15 protein-coding genes and 4 tRNA genes are annotated in these 17,610 nt (G+C 62.2%); 13 read left to right on the forward strand and 6 right to left on the reverse strand.

The features are described from left to right. Position 1 precedes the first annotated feature (1 nt). From HWE17_RS08600 to HWE17_RS08630, 7 genes are all read left to right on the forward strand, one after another. Positions 2-1,384: a multicopper oxidase family protein gene (locus HWE17_RS08600; RefSeq protein ID WP_176388532.1), complete on the forward strand. Its 1,383-nt coding sequence runs from the start codon at positions 2-4 to the stop codon at positions 1,382-1,384. A 165-nt stretch (positions 1,385-1,549) separates the two neighbouring features. Beyond that, the gene (locus tag HWE17_RS28890) at positions 1,550-3,205 is read left to right on the forward strand and encodes a methyl-accepting chemotaxis protein (protein ID WP_176388480.1); all 1,656 of its coding nucleotides are present in this window, start codon (positions 1,550-1,552) and stop codon (positions 3,203-3,205) included. Between the two features lie 78 nt (positions 3,206-3,283). Then, positions 3,284-4,048: a transporter gene (locus HWE17_RS08610; protein ID WP_255206166.1), complete on the forward strand. Its 765-nt coding sequence runs from the start codon at positions 3,284-3,286 to the stop codon at positions 4,046-4,048. Positions 4,049-4,138: 90 nt separating this feature from the next. Further along, positions 4,139-4,636, forward strand: coding sequence for a hypothetical protein (locus HWE17_RS08615; RefSeq protein ID WP_176388481.1), 498 nt, complete (start codon positions 4,139-4,141; stop codon positions 4,634-4,636). A gap of 15 nt (positions 4,637-4,651) precedes the next feature. Further along, positions 4,652-5,950 carry an NAD(P)/FAD-dependent oxidoreductase gene (locus tag HWE17_RS08620; protein ID WP_035820065.1) on the forward strand — a complete coding sequence of 433 codons (1,299 nt, stop codon included), beginning with the start codon at positions 4,652-4,654 and terminating at the stop codon, positions 5,948-5,950. Between the two features lie 138 nt (positions 5,951-6,088). Next, the gene (locus HWE17_RS08625) at positions 6,089-6,649 is read left to right on the forward strand and encodes a peptidase inhibitor family I36 protein (protein ID WP_176388482.1); all 561 of its coding nucleotides are present in this window, start codon (positions 6,089-6,091) and stop codon (positions 6,647-6,649) included. 125 nt (positions 6,650-6,774) lie between these two features. After that, the gene (locus tag HWE17_RS08630) at positions 6,775-7,263 is read left to right on the forward strand and encodes a hypothetical protein (RefSeq protein WP_176388483.1); all 489 of its coding nucleotides are present in this window, start codon (positions 6,775-6,777) and stop codon (positions 7,261-7,263) included. 57 nt (positions 7,264-7,320) lie between these two features. On the opposite strand, the gene HWE17_RS08635 is transcribed toward HWE17_RS08630, so the two are convergent. Both HWE17_RS08635 and HWE17_RS08640 read right to left on the reverse strand, forming a co-directional pair. Then, a complete protein-coding gene (locus HWE17_RS08635) occupies positions 7,321-7,836 on the reverse strand; it encodes a DUF6265 family protein (RefSeq protein WP_176388484.1) in 516 nt (171 codons plus the stop codon). A gap of 77 nt (positions 7,837-7,913) precedes the next feature. Next, the gene (locus HWE17_RS08640; RefSeq protein WP_035820063.1) at positions 7,914-8,627 is read right to left on the reverse strand and encodes a sensor histidine kinase; all 714 of its coding nucleotides are present in this window, start codon (positions 8,625-8,627) and stop codon (positions 7,914-7,916) included. A gap of 282 nt (positions 8,628-8,909) precedes the next feature. Here HWE17_RS08640 and HWE17_RS08645 point away from each other — a divergent pair, with 282 nt between their 5' ends. Further along, positions 8,910-9,305, forward strand: a complete 396-nt coding sequence (locus tag HWE17_RS08645) for a hypothetical protein (protein WP_035820061.1) — start codon at positions 8,910-8,912, stop codon at positions 9,303-9,305. Positions 9,306-9,373: 68 nt separating this feature from the next. On the opposite strand, the gene HWE17_RS08650 is transcribed toward HWE17_RS08645, so the two are convergent. Continuing rightward, positions 9,374-10,357 (reverse strand): diguanylate cyclase, encoded by a 984-nt coding sequence (locus tag HWE17_RS08650; RefSeq protein ID WP_035820059.1) that lies wholly within the window; start codon positions 10,355-10,357, stop codon positions 9,374-9,376. A gap of 304 nt (positions 10,358-10,661) precedes the next feature. Continuing rightward, positions 10,662-13,154 (reverse strand): ATP-binding protein, encoded by a 2,493-nt coding sequence (locus HWE17_RS08655; RefSeq protein WP_176388485.1) that lies wholly within the window; start codon positions 13,152-13,154, stop codon positions 10,662-10,664. Positions 13,155-13,582: 428 nt separating this feature from the next. Between HWE17_RS08655 and HWE17_RS08660 the strand changes: the two genes are divergently transcribed. The 3 genes from HWE17_RS08660 to HWE17_RS08670 all read left to right on the forward strand — a co-directional run bounded on the left by HWE17_RS08660 (position 13,583) and on the right by HWE17_RS08670 (position 13,973). After that, positions 13,583-13,659, forward strand: a tRNA-Arg gene (locus HWE17_RS08660). Positions 13,660-13,741: 82 nt separating this feature from the next. Next, a tRNA-Arg gene (locus HWE17_RS08665) sits at positions 13,742-13,818 on the forward strand. 78 nt (positions 13,819-13,896) lie between these two features. Next, positions 13,897-13,973, forward strand: a tRNA-Arg gene (locus HWE17_RS08670). 69 nt (positions 13,974-14,042) lie between these two features. Here HWE17_RS08670 and HWE17_RS08675 read toward each other — a convergent pair. Beyond that, positions 14,043-15,188 carry a NosD domain-containing protein gene (locus HWE17_RS08675; protein WP_176388486.1) on the reverse strand — a complete coding sequence of 382 codons (1,146 nt, stop codon included), beginning with the start codon at positions 15,186-15,188 and terminating at the stop codon, positions 14,043-14,045. Between the two features lie 332 nt (positions 15,189-15,520). Here HWE17_RS08675 and HWE17_RS08680 point away from each other — a divergent pair. Then, a tRNA-Arg gene (locus HWE17_RS08680) sits at positions 15,521-15,597 on the forward strand. A 55-nt stretch (positions 15,598-15,652) separates the two neighbouring features. Here HWE17_RS08680 and HWE17_RS08685 read toward each other — a convergent pair. Beyond that, complete coding sequence (locus tag HWE17_RS08685) at positions 15,653-16,528, reverse strand: AraC family transcriptional regulator (protein ID WP_176388487.1); 876 nt, start codon at positions 16,526-16,528, stop codon at positions 15,653-15,655. Positions 16,529-16,643: 115 nt separating this feature from the next. Here HWE17_RS08685 and HWE17_RS08690 point away from each other — a divergent pair, with 115 nt between their 5' ends. Continuing rightward, positions 16,644-17,603: a phytanoyl-CoA dioxygenase family protein gene (locus HWE17_RS08690; RefSeq protein ID WP_176388488.1), complete on the forward strand. Its 960-nt coding sequence runs from the start codon at positions 16,644-16,646 to the stop codon at positions 17,601-17,603. Positions 17,604-17,610: the final 7 nt, after the last annotated feature.

Here is a 17,610-nt window from a genome sequence, read left to right on the forward strand (position 1 = left end):
GATGATTACACGTAGAAACTTTTTCATGAATGCGGGCGCCGTCGCCCTGAGTGCGGCCGCTGTCAGCCGAGTCGGTGCGGCCTCGTTGCCGGAAGCCGTCAGCATGGCCGGCGCCGACACCAAGGCGCCGCCACCACCGCCGAACGGGCGTCCATACAATCCCGTCGTCACCCTGAATGGCTGGTCCTTGCCCTGGCGCATGAACAACAACGTCAAGGAATTCCATCTGGTGGCCGAACCCGTCGTGCGCGAACTGGCGCCCGGCATGATGGCCAATTTGTGGGGCTACAACGGCCAGTCGCCAGGTCCGACGATTGAAGTGGTGGAGGGCGACCGCGTGCGCATCTTTGTCACGAATAAATTGCCGGAACATACGAGCGTGCACTGGCACGGCCAGCGCTTGCCGAACGGCATGGATGGCGTCACGGGCCTGACCCAGCCCGGCATCGCCCCCGGTAAAACTTTTGTGTATGAATTCGTCGCCAAGCGCCCCGGCACCTTTATGTACCACCCGCATGCCGATGAAATGACGCAAATGGCCATGGGCATGATGGGTTTCTGGGTGACGCATCCGAAAGACCCGAACTTCATGAAGGTGGACCGCGATTTCGTCTTCTTGCTCAGCAACTATGACATCGATCCGGGCAGCTACACGCCAAAGATCATGACAATGACGGATTTCAATCTGTTCACCTTCAACAGTCGCGTCTTCCCCGGCATCGACCCCATGGTCGTGCGCCAGGGCGACAAGGTGCGCGTGCGCGTGGGCAATCTGACGATGACGAATCACCCGATCCACATGCATGGCCATGAATTCGAGGTGACGGGCACGGACGGCGGCTGGACACGCCCCGAATCGCGCTGGCCCGAAGTGACGACGGACGTGGCCGTTGGCCAGATGCGCGCCGTGGAGTTTACCGCCACGGACCTCGGTGACTGGGCTTTCCACTGCCACAAGTCGCACCACACGATGAATGCCATGGGGCACGACGTGCCGACCATGATCGGCGTCGACCACCAGGGCGTGGCGGCGAAGATCAACCAGCTCGTGCCCGGCTACATGGTGATGGGCGAGCGGGGCATGGCCGACATGGGCGACATGCAGATGCCGATCCCCGACAATACCCTGCCGATGATGGCCGGCGACGGCCCCTTCGGCGCCATCGGCATGGGTGGCATGTTTACGACAGTTAAGGTGCGCAGGGACCAGAAACCGGGCGACTACCGCGATCCGGGCTGGTACAAGCACCCGGCCGGCAGCGTGGCTTATGAATGGACGGGCGCCTTGCCGGAACCCGTGCGCGGCCAGGGCAGGGGCAAGCTGCCGGCCAAGGGTGGCGTGGAAATGACGGTGCGCAAGCCAGGCGGGCACAGCGGGCATTGACGCTCCCGCTCCTCGGGGTTTGCTAGCACGGCAAGCTCCGGGGTATGTTGCTTTAAATCAAGGAATTGTTGCTTAGTGACAATCCGAGCATTTTAGTGGCCGTTTTTTCCTTATATTCAAGTCATACGCTTAAATTATTGGCTATCGACTTGTCTAGGAGGAAACATGTTGAATCAAATGAAAGTGGGGACGCGCCTGCTCGCGGCCTTCTTTTGCGTGGCGCTGATGGGGGCCATCGTGGCCGGCATCGGCATCTTCAACATGGGCAAGATCGACACCATGGCGGGGCAGATGTACAACCATGAGTTGCTGGGGTTGTCGTACATCAAGGAAGCCAATATCGCCCTCATCAAGGTGGGCCGCGCGCGCAGCAATTTCCTGCTGGCGACCACCAGCGAAGAGCGCGCGGGGCGCCAGGCCGATATCGCCAAATACCTGGAAGAGAACAAGAGCAACCTGGCCAAGGCCCAGCCGCTGTTCGTCACGCCAGCCGCCAAGGAGCTGTTTGCCCGCTTCGCCACCGTTGAAGCCGAATATGTGAGCACCTTGCAGCAGTCGCTGGCGCTGGCGGCGGCCGAGCCGCTGGCGCAGCGCAGCGCGCAGCTGACGGCTCTGCTGGCCAAGACGCGCCAGCATGCGGACGAGCTCGACGGCGTGCTCGATAAATTGTCCTTGCAGAAGGAAGCTCGGGCCAAGGCGGCTGCCGAGCAGGCATCCGGCGTGTACCAGGCCAGCCGCAGTTTCATGATCGCGCTGGTGCTGGGCAGCGTGGCGGCCGGCCTGGCGCTGGGAGCGCTGATCACGCGCGGACTGACGCGCCAGCTCGGCGGCGAACCGGCGTATGCCGTCAGGATCGCCGGCGCCATCGCCGAGGGCGACCTTACCGTCGACATCCGCACGGCCAGCCACGACAGCGCCAGCCTGCTGTTTGCCATGAAAACCATGCGCGACAAGCTGGTGGGCATCGTCAGCCAGGTGCGTTCGGGCACGGACACCATCAACACGGCCTCGGGTGAAATCGCCCAGGGCAACCTCGACTTGTCGTCCCGCACGGAAGAGCAGGCCAGTTCGCTGGAAGAAACGGCGTCGTCGATGGAGCAGCTGACGTCGGCCGTGCGGCAGAATGCGGACAATGCGCGCCAGGCCAATGCGCTGGCCGGCGCCGCATCCGACGTGGCCGGCAAGGGCGGCGCCGTGGTGGGGCAGGTGGTGCAGACGATGGAATCGATCAATGCCTCGTCGCGCAAGATCGTCGACATCATCAGCGTCATCGACAGCATTGCCTTCCAGACGAATATCCTCGCCTTGAACGCGGCCGTGGAAGCGGCCAGGGCGGGCGAGGAGGGACGCGGTTTCGCCGTCGTCGCGTCCGAAGTGCGCAACCTGGCGCAACGTTCTGCCAGTGCCGCCAAGGAAATCAAGACCCTGATCGGCGACTCCGTCGAGCAGGTGGAGATCGGTTCCAGACTCGTGCATGACGCGGGCAAGACGATGGATGAAGTGGTCGCCAGCGTGCGCCAGGTGGCCGACATCATGCAGGAAATCACGGCCGCCAGCGCCGAGCAAAGCGCCGGCATCGAGCAAGTCAACCAGGCCGTGCTGCAAATGGACCAGGTGACGCAGCAAAACGCGGCCCTGGTGGAAGAGGCGGCGGCTGCCGCCGAATCGCTGCAGGACCAGGCGCAGACCCTGACGGAACTGGTGGGCGTGTTCCGCTTGCATGCCCAGGCGCAACAGATGGCCGTGCCAGCGTCCAGCAACGTCACGCCGTTGCGCCGGGCAGCGCCAGCCGCCAGGCAGGACGTGCGGCGCCTGGCCTGAAACGGGGCTGGCTCGGGCGCAATCGGCGCGGCGGTGGTAGGCTGTCGCTATTGCGCGTTTACTACTTCCGGGTCTTTCATGTTATTTCCCCGCTTGCTTTGCTTATCCCTGCTGCTGTCCCTGGCGCCCCTGGCGCAGGCGCAGCAGGGCGATCCCGTCCTGCCTTACCGTCCTTCCGTGGCCAGTCCCGCCCAGCTGCCCGTGCCGGGCCAGCTGGAATTCGAGGCCGGCGGCCTGCTGTCGAAAACGGATGACACGCGCCGCGCCAGTCTGCCATATACCTTCAAACTGGCGTTCACGCCCGAATGGGGCGTGCTGCTCGAAGGCGAGGGTGTGGTGCGCGCACGCGATGACACGGGCCGGCGCGAGACGGGCGTGGGCGATACGACGGTCGTGCTCAAGCGCGCCTTTTTGCTCGACAGCGCCACGGCGCTGGGCCTGGAACTGGGCTGGAAGTTGCCCACAGCCAAAGACAGCATCGGCAGCGGCAAGAGCGACGTGTCGCTCAATGGCATTTTCAGCCGCGACCTGGGCGCCGTGCACCTGGACGCCAATTTGAACGCCACGCGCCTGGGGGCCTCCGACCCTGGTACGGGCAGGGTGCAAGCGGGCTGGGCGACCTCCTTTTCCACACCCGTCAGTGAGCGCTGGGGCGCCACGGCGGAAGTATCGGGCACGCGCCTGCGCGGCGCGCCGGCCACGGCGCAATTGCTGCTGGCCGCCACCTACACCCCCACGCCACGGCTGGCCATCGACATCGGCATGGCGCGCGGCTTGACGGCGGCGTCGCCGGACTGGTCGCTGTTCAGCGGTGTGGTCGTGCCCTTGGGCAAGCTGTGGTGAGATTGCCACGGCAATCCTTATGTGTCCTTGCGAACAAACAGTTGGTCACACAAGGTCTACAATGACGGCATAACTAAAAGGAGTGTCACCATGAAAACCCTGATTCTTGCCGCTGTCTTGCTGTCGGCAGCTACCGCTGCCGTCGCCCAGGTCGGCGTCTCCGTCACCGTCGGCCAGCCAGGCTTTTACGGACGTCTCGACATCGGCGACTATCCCGCGCCGCAATTGATCTATGCCCAGCCCGTCATCGTGCAGCGCCCGCAATACTATTCGGCCCGTCCGATCTACCTGCGCGTGCCGCCTGGCCATGCCAAACACTGGTCCAAGCACTGCCGCAAGTATAATGCCTGTAACCAAGAGGTATATTTCGTTCAAGATAGTTGGTATAACAACCAATATGTGCCCCGTTACCGCCAGCAGCATGGCGACCATGGCCGTCCCGATTACGGCGACCGCGGCCGTCATGACAACAAGCATGACAAGCACTTTGACAAGCATGATGACAAGCGCGACAAGCATGACAACAAGCCGGGCAAAGGCCATGGCAATGGTCACGGCAACGGCAACGGCAACGGGCACAGGGATTAATAAACAGGAGGATCTTTGCATAGTAAAATCGTTATCGTAGGGGGAGGTGCAGGCGGCCTGGAGCTGGCCTGCAAACTCAGCCGCAAGCTCGGCGCCGGCCAGGTCACCCTGGTCGACAGCCGCCTGTACCATATCTGGAAGCCGTCGCTGCATGAAGTGGCGGCCGGCACCCTGGACATTCATCAAGAGGGCCTGTCGTACCAGATGCTGGCGCACGACAATGGTTTTACCTATGTCTATGGTCCTTTGATCGCGCTCGACGCCGCCTCGAACAGCCTCACCGTGGGTGCCATCGCCACGGACAAGGATGAGCAGCTCTTGCCACAGCGCACCGTCAGCTACGACCAGCTGGTGCTGGCCGTGGGCAGCACCTCGAATTACTTCGGTGTGCCCGGCGCCAAGGAAAACACGATTTCCCTGAATGCCACGGAAGACGCCGAACGTTTCCGCCTGACCCTGCTGAAGCTGCTGGCCATGGCCGAGCAGCGCCAGGGCGACGCGGGCCATCCCGGTGTCGACATCGTCATCATCGGCGGCGGCGCCACGGGCGTGGAACTGGCGGCAGAATTGCGCGAAGCGAGCGGCGTGTATGCCGCGTATGGCTTCCAGAATCTCAACGCCATCAAGGATGTGCGCATCACCCTGCTCGAAGGGGCGCCGCGCATCTTGGCGCCGTTGCCCGAGCGCGTGTCGATTGCCGCCTCGAAACTGCTGCACCAGCATGGCATCAGCGTGGTGACTGATACGCGCGTCACCACGATCGAAGCCGACAAGGTGACGGTAGCCAGCGGCACCAGCTATGCGGCCGACATCTGCGTGTGGGCTGCCGGCATCCGCGCGCCGGAATTTCTGGCCACCCTGGGTTTGCCGACCAATCGCGCCGGCCAGCTGGAAGTGACGGGCATGCTCAATGTGCAGGGCCACGCGAATATCTTCGCGCTGGGCGACTGCGCCGCCTGTACGGGGCCCGATGGCAAGCTGGTGCCGCCGCGCGCCCAGGCCGCGCATCAGCAAGCCGATTACCTGCTGAAAACTTTCCTGCTGCAAGCCAAGGGCAAGCCGCCGCAAACCAAGCCCTATGAATACCTGGACTACGGTTCGCTCGTGTCGTTCGGCCGCACCACCTCGGTCGGTACCCTGATGGGTTCGCTGAAGGGCTTGAGCTGGTTCGTCGAAGGCTTTGTCGCCCGCATGATGTATGTCAGCCTGCACCTGATGCACCATAACGCCGTGCTGGGCAGCGTGCGCACGGCCGTCATGGCCATGGGACGCTTCCTGATCAAGCGCAGCACGCCACAGGTCAAGCTGCATTAAACAGTTGGTTTGTGCCAGATCAAGAAGGGGCCGCAAGGCCCCTTTTTGTCGTCTGTCCGAGGGAATCTCCCGCTACCTGCCTGTCTAACTGAAGGTGTTTGCATTACCACACGTACCGACTGGAACGGAGGACATGCCATGCCTGCGTATGCATTTGCCAACATTGCCGTCAGCCCCCGCCGCTGGCTTGGCCTGTTCGTCGTTCTGCTGTGCCTGGCTGCCGTGCCGTTTGCCACCGCCGCCTCCCAGGACGACGAGCGGCCGGTGCTTTCCAAGGCCGATATTGCCGCATTTGTCCTTGAGACTGCGTCGGAAGAGGGGGCTGCTGCCCGGCAGGCGGTCACTGCTGACGGCGTTACCATCATCACACTGGCCAATGGCACCGAGCTCAGGATCGCACCGGCCGGTTCAAGCGAAGCCTTGGCCGCCTCCTGCGGCAAGGATCACTTCTGCCTGTGGACGGGCAAGCGCTACAAGGGCGACAAGGTCACGTTTACCCAGTTGGGGCCGACCATTTGCTGGATGCTGCGCAAGGGTCACGTCCTGCCCGTGAAATCGCTGATCGCGGGCAGTCAGCGGGGCGCCACGCTGTGGACCCGGCGGCACTGCAAGGGCACGGCTTCGCCAACCTATGCGCCCGGCGCCAGGGTGCCCGACACCGGCTACAAAAAAGGCTTCCAGATGCGGTCGATACGCTGAACTCCACCACGCCCGCCTGGTCTTATTGGAAGGGTGATCGCGCCAGCGAGGCGAACGCCATGCAGATGAAAATCTTTCCTTGCGATGGCCGGTGGACGGTGCGCGCTCTGGCGGAGGAGGCAGGCATGCCATCACGATTACTGCAAGTCATTGCACTGACTCTGGCCGCTCTGGGCCTCGCGCCAGGTGCCACGCATCTGCTGGAGCTGCCCGTCAAGCTCGGCTATCCGCCTGCCCTGTATGCGCAGGTAACGAGCACCTTGTATGCCCTGTTTGGTCCGGTAGGGGGAGTCGTGCAAATGGCCGCCATGGCGGCCGTTGCCGTGCTGGCTTTTCGTTCCAGGCGCCTGCCTCAGGGGCGCCTGCTGGCCGCGTCGGCAGCCGCACTGCTTGCCTCCTTGCTGCTGTGGGCTTTCCTTGTCGCCCCTGTCAATGCGGAATGGGGGAGTAGCACCGACGTGAGCCAGGCGGAGTTCGCCGCAGCCTATGCGCGCCTGCGTGGGCGCTGGGAGTATGGCCACGTGGCGGCCTTCATTGCCTGGCTTGCGGGCTGGCTGGGCTTGGCCGCCGCCTTCACCATGTATTCTCCTGCGGACGTTGGCGCTCGTTTGTAACGCTGATGCAAGCGGGGCCGCAAGACGCGGCCCCGCTTCCTGCCTTGACGTTGATTGTTACTTGCTGCGCGCGAGGGGCGCCGCTTCGCAGCGGCCCCGCGTCATGGGGAAGTCTATGGTGGTGAGCTTGCCCTTCAAGGTGCCGGTAATGCTGGCGTGCAAGATGCGCTCGCTGTCGTGGCGGTAGATGATGCGGCTGGGGAAATCATTGTCCAGGTTGGCGAAGATGAATTCATTCGGCTTGTCCTGGCGCAGCAGGTTGAAGATCACGGGCGGCTGGCCCGACGGCTGCACGATGTAGGCCAGCTGGCCCGGGTCGGTGAGGCGGATCTGCACGAATTCAAAGGCCGTCGTCTTGCCGCCCTTGACGGTGCGGCTGGTACCGAGGAGGGTGCCGCCAGCGGCAGTGCTCCATTGTTCGCCGGAGCCGGGCTCGGCGCCGTCGACGTTCCAGCAGCCGGCCAGCCAGGCCAGCTTGTCCACGGTTTCCGGCGGCGGCACGGCCTTGTCGGCGGCTTGAGCGGCGCCCGTGGCCAGCAGCGCTGCCAGCAGGGTGGGGATGAGTCCTTGCATGCGGTCTCCTGTCGTCGAATCGTTCTGCGGTTCGGGGCGCTCCGGCAGTGTTCTGGCCCGATGCGGCCTGGCAAAGACTATTCTTTTGGGGTAATGCGCGGCAAGACCACGGTCAGGGCCGTGCCGCCTTGCGGATTGGCTGCCAGGCTCAGGGTGCCTCCCAGGTAATGCACGCGCTCGCGCACGGCGCGCAGGCCGTGCTTGCTCATTTCGACGGGTTCGCTCGCTGGCAGCCCCACGCCGTCATCCTTGACGGTCATCATCAGCGCCTCGTCATTGTCGTCGATGATGATGTCCACCTGCGTGGCGTGGGCGTGCGCGGCGATGTTGCCGAGCGCTTCTTCCAGGGTGCGCAGCAGGGCCACGCCCACGTTGCGCGGGCAAATCAGTTCATCTTCGGGCAGGCTGCAGCGCACGGCGATCTTGTGTTGTTCGGCAAATTGCGCGGCCAGCTCGCCCAGCGCCACATTTACGCCGAGAAACTCGAGCTTGTCGTTCCACAGCTTCATCTGCATCTGGCGGTTGGTCTCGATCACATTCAGCAGCAATTGCTTCATGGTTGCCGCGCGGTCGAGCAAGGCCGCTTCCTGCGGCATTTTTTGCGTCAGCAGCGACAAGTGCATGGTCAGCGCCGTCAGCGAAGAACCGAGGCTGTCGTGCAGCTGGCGCGACAGGGCGCGCCGTTCATTGTCCCAGCTGGTGTTGACATGACCGAGCAACTCGCTGAGATCGGCGGCGCGTTCCGCATCGGCCTGGGCCGTTTCCTTGATCGGATCTGTTTGTGCGGACATAGCGCCCCGTGAATGGTGAAAGGTGAGGACCAAATTCAAGTTGTGGATCATACATGAGGATTTCATCGCGGGGCGCATGGATGGAAAATTTCTGTCTTTTCGGCAATTTTAATCTCCTTCCATCATTTTTATGTGATAGACAATATTATCGTTTGCGCCAGCAGCTATCGTTCCTGCCGTTACGTACGGCTGCGCACATACCGGGGCGCTCTACGCTGCCATAGTGGGGCTGTGCCTCCCCCATGCAGCACTGGCCCGCTTACCGAAACGAAAGGACATGCCATGAATATCGATACCATCGTCGACAAGGAATACCTCGACAAAAGCTTCCGCGACATCGTCAATGCGCCCATCAGCGCCCTGCGCGGCGTCAGCCCGAAGGACGCCAAGGCCTTGCAGCAAGCGTTTGGCGTGACCACCGTGCGCGAATTGTCCAACCTCAATTTCGTCAAATGGGCCAGCGCGCTGGCCATCCTGGCCGATGAAGAGGGCATGAGCGGCGAAGAGCGGGCCAAGGAAGAATTGCTCGACGACGCCGTGGAAATGACCTTCCCCGCCAGCGACCCGATCTCCGTCGATGCCGGCATCACGCGCATCGAAGTGCCGCCGGAAACCGTTGATGCGCAAACGGACCACCAGCATGCGGGCCAGCATGAGGCAGCCGCTGGCAAGAAATAAGATGGCCCATGCATAAAAAAAACCGGCTTGCCGGTTTTTTTTATGTGCCGCGGGGCGTAAAAGTCAGGTCAGGCGATCGACGGAATACTGCTTTTCTGCATGTTGACCTGCGACGCGATCACTTCGTGCGGCGTGCAGCAAAAGCGGTTCTTGCCGGCGCGCTTGGCCTCATACAGGGCCGTGTCGGCCGCACCGAGCAGGGATTCGACGGTGCTGGCGTCGTCCGGGTAGATGGCGATGCCGATGCTGGTCGACAGGCGCAGGGTCAGGTCGTTGATGAAATACGGTTCGGAAATGACTTCGATCAGCTTGGCCGCCGGTTCGCGCGCGTCGCCCTTGCCGGCCAGGTTGCCCAGCACGATGACGAATTCATCGCCGCCGATGCGCGCCACCGTGTCTTCCTTGCGCGACGCGCCCACCAGGCGTGCCGCCACCATTTTCAGGATGTCGTCACCATAGCCGTGGCCGTAGCTGTCGTTGATGGCCTTGAAGCCGTCCAGGTCCAGGTACAGGATGGCCGATTTGCCGCGGCTGCGGGCCGATTGCTGCAAGGTATGCTCGATGCGGTCTTCCAGCAGGCGCCGGTTCGGCAAGCCCGTCAGCGGATCGTGCAGCGCCAGTTCCTGCTGCTGCTTGCTGTATTGCGCCAGTTCCTTGTACAGCAGGCGCACTTCCAGCATGTTGTGGATGCGTTTGTGCACTTCCATCAGGTCGAAAGGCTTGCTGATGAAGTCGCGCGCGCCCGCTTCCAGGGCGGCGATCTTGAAACTCGGTTGCGCCGTCAGGGCCAGCACGGGCAGGTAGCCGCCATGTTCGATTTCCTTCAAGCCTTTCATGACCTGGAAACCATTGAGTTCCGGCATTTGCAGATCCAGCAAGATCAGGTCGTAGCAATGCTCCCGGTGCAGGGGGCAGACCTGTGCCGGCCGCATGGTGGCCGTCACGTCGGTGTAGCCGGCATCGCGCAGGATTTCCAGCATCAGGTCAACATTGTCGGGGGAATCATCGACGACCAAAATTTTGGCTTTCAAAATCTCATCTTGGCTGGGCATGTAGGGTCTCGGTTATACGGTCTATGCAACACGGGCTTTTACCGCAGCCAGGGGCTGGCGGCGGTCGGATGATAGTAGCGCCTTGCAACAAGATAGGGCGCACAACAGCGCATGAGCTCGCTTCTGTCGTCCTCGCCGGCCAAGGTCGCCGTCTCCAGCCTGCCGTGCAGGTGTGCTTCTGCATTTCAGTGTAGCAAACTTCAGCATAGTTGCTTGTAGGACAGTGCCGCGTCTGAAAGTAGGAAGGCCAACCCATGAAAATAGTCATTTTGTACTGCACTATGTATTTCTTTGCATCATCTTTTTAGGGTGGTGTTTTGCGCTCCGTGGCAGCGTGCGCAGCGGCCAGTTGCGCCACGGCCGTCACCAGCTCGGCCGGGTCGAGCGGTTTCGAGACCCAGGCCTGGAAGCCGCTGGCCAGCGCCCGCTGGCGATCCTGCGGTTGCGCGAACGCCGTCAGCGCCAGCGCGGGCAGCCGCGCCACATCGGGGGAAGCGTGTGCGCGCACTTGCGCCAGCAAGTCGAAACCGTCGGCGTCGGGCATGCCGATATCGCTGATCAGCACATCGGGGTGCACCTGCTCCAGCAGTTGCAGCGCTTGCGCCACGCTGCCGGCGCCGTGTACATCGGCGTTGTTGTCGCGCAAGATGCGTTCCGTCAGTTCACGCGCATCGGCTTCGTCATCGACCAGCAGCACCGTGACGCCGCGCAAGTCATGGCTGGCGGACGGGGCGTTGCCCGCCTGGCGCGCGGCAGCGGCCGGCGTCCCCAGCGGCAGGCGCACGGTAAAGCTGGTGCCCTGCATGTCGCCGGCGCTGCTGACGGCGACCGTGCCGCCATGCTGCTCCACCAGGTGCTTGACGATCGCCAGTCCCAGCCCCAGGCCGCCGTGCCGGCGCGTGGTCGAGGCGTCGGCCTGGCGGAAGCGGTCAAATACGTGGGGCAGGAAGTCTTTCTTGATGCCGACGCCGTTGTCGGTCACCGTGATGGCCAGGCGCGATGCTTCGCGGCGCACGCCGATATCGACCCGGCCCCCTTGCGGCGTGAACTTCAGGGCATTCGACAGCAGGTTCCAGATCACTTGCTGAATACGGCTGGGGTCGCCCGTGATGTTGCCCGCGTCGCTGGCGATGCTGCTGTGGATGGCGATGTGCTTGGCGTCGGCCGCCGGGCGCAGGGTTTCGATGGCCGAGGCGATGATGCTGGCGGGCGCGAGGGTTTGCAGGTCGAGCAATACCTTGTCGGAGGTGATGCGGCTCATGTCGAGCAAGTCTTCGATCAGCTGCGCCTGTGCGCGCGCGTTGCGCTCGATGCTTTGCAGGCCGCGGTGCAGGTCGGCCTGGTCGCGCGTGCCGCGCCGCAGCACCTGAGCCCAGCCGAGGATGGCCGACAGCGGCGTGCGCAGTTCATGCGACAGGGTGGCGAGAAAATCGTCTTTCAACTGGTTCGTGCGCTCGGCCTCGGCGCGCGCCTCGCGTTCGCTGTCGAGCAGCACCTTGCGCTCTTCGGCGGCGCGCGTGGCGGCTGCGTACAGGCGCGTATTGTCGAGCGCGACGGCGGCCTGGGCCGCGATGGCCGAGACGATGCGTTCGCTGCGCGCACTGAACATGCCCGCCTGCGGATGGCCCAGCAGCAAGCGTCCCAGCATCAGGCCCGAGCGCGAGCTGACGGGCAGGCTCAGGCAACTGCGCAGCGGCGGTGCGCCGTCGGCGCTGGCGTCGGGCGCGGCCAGCAAGTCGTTCTGCCGCATGGCCGGTCCCTGGCGCAGTTCCGTGGCGATGGCCTCGGCCTGGTACAGGCTGATGCCGTTGACGGCGCGCGCCGACGGCAGGTGGGCGGCGCCGTCGTGGATCTCGCCCGCATCGTCATAATAAAAGGCGCCGAAGCGCGCGCCGCTGATGCGCGTGGCCGCATCGACGGTTTCCTGCAGCAGCGCCGGCAAGTCCAGGGTGCCGGCCAGGGCCGCGCCCGTATTGTTGAGCAACTCGAGCACGCGCGTTTCATCACGCAAGGCTTCCTGCGCGCGCTTGACCTGGTCGACGTCGGTGCTCGTGCCAAACCAGCGCAGCAACTGGCCGCCCCGGTCGCGCACGGGATTGGCGCGCGTCAGGAACCAGCGGTACTGGCCGTCGGCGCCGCGGATGGGGAATTCCATTTCAAAGGGCGTGCCATCGCGCAAGGCGGCCTTCCACGCGTGCAGCATGGGCGGCAAATGCTGCGCGTCATAGGCGATGCTCCAGCCGTCGCCCGCCATCTGTTCGGCGCTGGTGCCCGTGTAGTCGTGCCAGCGCTGGTTGTACCAGGCAATGGTGCCGTCGAAGCTGGCGATCCAGGCCAGTTGTGGAATGGAATTGGCCAGCGCGCGCAAGCCTTCCTCGCTGTGGCGCAAGCTTTCCTCGGTCGCCTTGCGCTGGCTGATGTCCTGGATGTACGTGGTCAAGCCGTCGCTGGAAGGGAAGGTGCGCACTTCCAGCCAGCGCCCCAGCGGCGGATACAGCAGTTCGAAACTGCAGCTGTGCTGCTGCGCCATGGCGCGCCGGTACTGCGTTTCCAGTTCCGTGCCCTGCAAGGCGGTACAGGCTTGCCACAAATTGTTGCCTGCCAGGCTGGCGCCAGGCGGACGCTGCGGTACAAGCATGTCGGCGCCGCGCGTATTGATATAACGGATGGTCCAGTCGCGGTCGAGCAGGCAGAAGCCGTCGGTGATGCTTTCCAACAAGTTGGCCAGGCGCTCGTCGGAGAGGCTCAGCGGCGCTGATGGAGGCAGCAGATCTTGCGTGCGGTCAGGCTTGGCCATCGGAAATCCTGCAACAGTGAGTCTGCCGCACGGGCTCTTGCCTCGCCGGGCCGCCGCCGCTCAGCTCAGTTAAATGGGTCATGTTGGTCAATGCCCGCCGTCATGAATTGGGGAGGCACAAGCGCCCCTGTCTGGCTGGTATTGTAGCCCCAAGCGGCGCGGCGCCTCCGCACGCTTGCGCGCCACTTGCAGATAGCACTGGACAGGCTGGAAAGCAGTCCCTATAATCCCGCTTCTTTCGAGACAGCAACTTCTCGATTCGCTGGAGGCTCCTGTGAAAGCGGAAGTGTCCATCGATAAAAAGGCGTGAGCTTTTTGGCAGTGAAAAGGTAGTCGATCTTGCGGGGCAGTATTGCTGCAAAATCAGCTAAGCGATTGAAAAATCGAACTTTTCAAAGCGAAATGAATACGCTATAATGTTTGCCTGCGCGGCTGTAGCTCAGCTGGATAGAGTACTTGGCTACGAACCAAGGGGTCGTGGGTTCAATTCCTGCCAGCCGCACCAGAATACTGAAAATCAGACTTTGCCTGGTTTTGCTGTACCAAGTTTCGCCTCCATGTTGTTGATGGAATGTTGTAGAAGTTTTGCGGCTGTAGCTCAGCTGGATAGAGTACTTGGCTACGAACCAAGGGGTCGTGGGTTCAATTCCTGCCAGCCGCACCAGTATTGCCAAGATGGAGTTCGCTTCATCTTGATGAAAGTTTCAAGCTTCGCGCCGTCCGGCGAAGTGTGTCAGAGTTTGCGGCTGTAGCTCAGCTGGATAGAGTACTTGGCTACGAACCAAGGGGTCGTGGGTTCAATTCCTGCCAGCCGCACCAGTATCAGCAGTAAAGAAAAACCCGGAAAGCTCGCTTTCCGGGTTTTTTGCATTTCCGCCCGCGTCGCGCTTATGGCACGACATTGACCAGGTTGGACAGGCTCAGGATTTTACCCAGTGTCGCGCTATTCGCGCTGTGGCTGGGGTCCCTGTTAAGCGACAGGAATTTCCCTTCGTAATTCGAAATGCTGAGCGCCCCCGACATCATGCCGCCCGTCGTCAGCAAGGTTCCCAGCACGGTCGTGTACTTGCCCGCATTGCCCGGCACGCCGCCACCGACGAAGCTGCCTTCGTAAATGCTGCTGCTGATGATGGTATTGCTGTAGGTATTCGATTTCAGGTTGATGCCATATTGCACCTGCTCGAAACGGGGCGCGATGATCGTGTTGTGGCTGAAATGGTCGACATCGATGCCGTTGAGCAGGCTTTCGAAGCCGATGTTGTAGAACTTGTTGCCGTTGAAGTAATCCGTCTGGTTCGGGCCTTTCTCTGCCCGCAAGCCCGTTTCGCCAGCGATGCGGCCACCTGTGAACGTGTTTTCATTGACCCAGTTCTTGCTGCCCGTGCTTTCCGTCGTCAGGTAGATGCCCACCGCGTTCTGGTACAGATAATTGAATTGCACCTTGTTGTACTGGGACCCCTTGGCGCTGCCATCGCCCGTAACCTTGATGCCATTTCTGAATCCCTCGATCCAGCGTGCATTCAGATTGGTATTGCTGGCATTGAGCAGGGTGACGCCCGAGCCGCTGTAGCTGCTGTAATCGGGCGTGGCGCTGGTCCAGCTCAGGCCGACGACTTTTTCCAGGTACACATCGTGCGTGTTCTCAACGATGAGGCCGTCGCCTGGCCCGAAAAACAGGGTGCCCAGCGACGTCAGGCGGATGCGCTTGTTTGCGGGCAGTCGCAGCGCGCCCTGGAATTTGTACTCGCCGGCATCGATCACCAGTTCCTGGCCGGATTTCAGCTTGCTGATGGCGGCGGTGACGGCCGGGGTATTGTTGTTCGATGCTTCCGACAGGCCGAACCATTTCGCGTGCAAGGCGCCGCTGTAGGCGCGCTTGTACAGTTTGTTGCCGCTGAGAATGACCGTGGCGCCGTCGGCATCGGTGGCGGAACCGGTGCCGGACAGGTAAAACAGGCCTTCGCGGCCCGTATCCGAGATGAACACCACGGGCGGCGGCGCGGCATCGCCTTGCAAGGCGATGATGCTCATCATGGTCTGGGCCTGCACGCCTGGCGTCGCAAAGATTGCGGCGAAGGCGCATGCCGTTGCGAATGTGGAGAAGGTAAAGGTGGGGCGCATTATTTCCTCTGCATGGATGGATGGGACGGTTGGAATCTGTTTGATTATCTTAAATATAATACTATTAAATAACAGTGTTATATTTAGATGCTTAAAAAATATTTTCCGTATGCCAGCCAGTCGGTGCAGGTCGCGCGCGCTGTCGCGGCACCTGGGTGGTGGTATCTCAGTTGGTATCTCAATTGTGAAATATCGCGGCAGCGCCCTTTGCCATTCTGCAAAGCCCTGCTATAATCTTGTCTTAGGCGGCTGTAGCTCAGCTGGATAGAGTACTTGGCTACGAACCAAGGGGTCGTGGGTTCAATTCCTGCCAGCCGCACCAGAATATTGGGGGTCAGATTGTAAAATCTGATCCCCTTTTTCGTTTCCGAATGGATTTACGCTGTGCCTGTGGCGCCGCGCCGGTATTGCAGGCGAAACGCGCGCGGCGTGACGTGCCTGGCGGCGCGGAACTGGCGGTTGAAATGCGCGAGGTTGCGGTAGCCCGCCTCTTGCGCGATGACGGCGATGGCCAGATTGCTTTCGATTAGCTGTTGGCAGGCGCGGCCGATGCGCAGCCGCGCCAGGTATTCGCCCGGCGTGCAATGCGCGTGGCGCTTGAAACAGCGATGAAACGCGCCCAGCGACAGGGCCGCCCGCCGCGCCAGGGTTTCCAGTGCGATCTCTTCCCGGAAATGCGCGTGCATGTAGTCCAGCACGATAGTCATGCGCTGTTGCTGCCCATCGGCATGCACCGGCGCCAGCGCTTCCGACGCCAGCGGCTGCGCACTGCCATCGCCGGCCAGGTCCAGCAGCACGTCGAGCAGCAGCGGCAGGCGCTGCGGCACAGGCAGTTCATTGAGTTGCAGCAACCTGGCCGCGCTGCGCGCGCTCGTTGCCGGCGAAAAATGCAGGGCAGGGCCGGCGCGGCGCGCCAGTTGCCGCAAGCTGTGCAATTCCGGAAAGCAGGCGGCCAGCTGCTCCACCCATTCCAGCGAAAACCACACAACGACGGCCAGCATCGGTTGCGTGCTGTCGATGCGCTCGCTGGCCGACCACGTGTGCGGCAGATTCGGCCCCAGCAGCACCAGGTCGCCCGGTTCGAAGTCGCCCAGGTGGTCGCCGATGTAGCGTTGCCCGCGCGCATTGACCGTCAGGGTCAGCTCGAACTGCGGGTGGTAGTGCCAGAGGAAGGGAATGGCCTCGAGTTCGCGCCACAGCAAGCCCCAGGAGTGGCCTGTCGGTATCGTGACTTGTTCGAATAAAGGCGTCATTGTGACGTTTTGAGGTGGTGGATAGTCAGGATAGTATCAGTATTGGTTGCTGCGCACGCATTTTACGCGGCAATGTCGCAGCACAATCTGTCTCACACCAACACAGGAGACAGCGATGCAAGAAGACCGATACCAATACGGCGAAGACCGTCCCGGCAACCCGTCCGTGGCCTACACGGAACAGACCCAGTTGCGCGACATCCGGAAACAGCTGCCCCTGCGCGTGCTGTCCGACAGCGACTTTTTGCACTGGCAAACCTACGGTTACGTCATCGTCAAGGATGCCGTGTCGCCGCAACAGGTGCGCCGCACAACCGATTTCCTGTGGGAATTTCAAGGACTCGACCAGAACGACGCCGCCACCTGGAACCAGGACCAGTTGCGCGACCACGCGATGAAAGAACTCAACGGTTCCGGCATGGTCGAGGCCTACCACAACCAGACCCTGTGGGATAACCGCCAGACTCAGCGCGTGTATGACGCCTTTGTCGACATCTGGGACCGCCAGGATTTGTGGGTGACCATCGACCGCGCCAACCTGAACACGCCGAACAATGGCAAGCGCAAGTTTGGCGGCTTCATCCACTGGGATGCCGATACCACGCTCGACCCGTTGCCCGTCAACGTGCAAGGCGTGCTGGCCCTGTCCGACACCTCGCCCGAGAGCGGCGGCTTTCAATGCTATCCGGAATTGTTCAACAACTTGCTGGCGTGGCGCAAGACCGTGCCGCTGGACCGCAACCCGTGGCAGCCGGACCTGGCGACGGTGCCGTACCCGATGGAATTCATCGCCATGAAGAAAGGGGAGTTGTTGATCTTTAATAGCTTGCTGGCGCACGGCATCCGCCCGAACACGTCCACCGACCAGGTGCGCCTGGCGCAATATATTTCCTTTACGCCCGCCCAGGAAGATAATCAATCCCTGCGCGACTGGCGGGTGCAAAGCTGGCGCGAGCGCAGCGCGCCGCAAGGCTATGCGTTTCCCGGCGACCCCGAGGAAAAGGAAAAGCTGCGCTATCCGCAGGCGCAGTTGACTGAACTGGGCGAGAAAATCCTCGGCGCGCGCGATTGGTAAGTGTGGC

Origin of the sequence: Janthinobacterium sp. BJB401 (assembly GCF_013372745.1) — a bacterium.
Taxonomy (GTDB): Bacteria; Pseudomonadota; Gammaproteobacteria; order Burkholderiales; family Burkholderiaceae_D; genus Janthinobacterium; species Janthinobacterium rivuli.

Coding starts and splice junctions, on each gene's coding strand:
- HWE17_RS08600 (WP_176388532.1), top strand. CDS start 2: ATGATTACACGTAGAAACTTTTTCATGAATGCGGGCGCCGTCGCCCTG.
- HWE17_RS28890 (WP_176388480.1), top strand. CDS start 1,550: ATGTTGAATCAAATGAAAGTGGGGACGCGCCTGCTCGCGGCCTTCTTT.
- HWE17_RS08610 (WP_255206166.1), top strand. CDS start 3,284: ATGTTATTTCCCCGCTTGCTTTGCTTATCCCTGCTGCTGTCCCTGGCG.
- HWE17_RS08615 (WP_176388481.1), top strand. CDS start 4,139: ATGAAAACCCTGATTCTTGCCGCTGTCTTGCTGTCGGCAGCTACCGCT.
- HWE17_RS08625 (WP_176388482.1), top strand. CDS start 6,089: ATGCCTGCGTATGCATTTGCCAACATTGCCGTCAGCCCCCGCCGCTGG.
- HWE17_RS08630 (WP_176388483.1), top strand. CDS start 6,775: ATGCCATCACGATTACTGCAAGTCATTGCACTGACTCTGGCCGCTCTG.
- HWE17_RS08635 (WP_176388484.1), bottom strand. CDS start 7,836: ATGCAAGGACTCATCCCCACCCTGCTGGCAGCGCTGCTGGCCACGGGC.
- HWE17_RS08640 (WP_035820063.1), bottom strand. CDS start 8,627: ATGTCCGCACAAACAGATCCGATCAAGGAAACGGCCCAGGCCGATGCG.
- HWE17_RS08645 (WP_035820061.1), top strand. CDS start 8,910: ATGAATATCGATACCATCGTCGACAAGGAATACCTCGACAAAAGCTTC.
- HWE17_RS08650 (WP_035820059.1), bottom strand. CDS start 10,357: ATGCCCAGCCAAGATGAGATTTTGAAAGCCAAAATTTTGGTCGTCGAT.
- HWE17_RS08655 (WP_176388485.1), bottom strand. CDS start 13,154: ATGGCCAAGCCTGACCGCACGCAAGATCTGCTGCCTCCATCAGCGCCG.
- HWE17_RS08675 (WP_176388486.1), bottom strand. CDS start 15,188: ATGATGAGCATCATCGCCTTGCAAGGCGATGCCGCGCCGCCGCCCGTG.
- HWE17_RS08685 (WP_176388487.1), bottom strand. CDS start 16,528: ATGACGCCTTTATTCGAACAAGTCACGATACCGACAGGCCACTCCTGG.
- HWE17_RS08690 (WP_176388488.1), top strand. CDS start 16,644: ATGCAAGAAGACCGATACCAATACGGCGAAGACCGTCCCGGCAACCCG.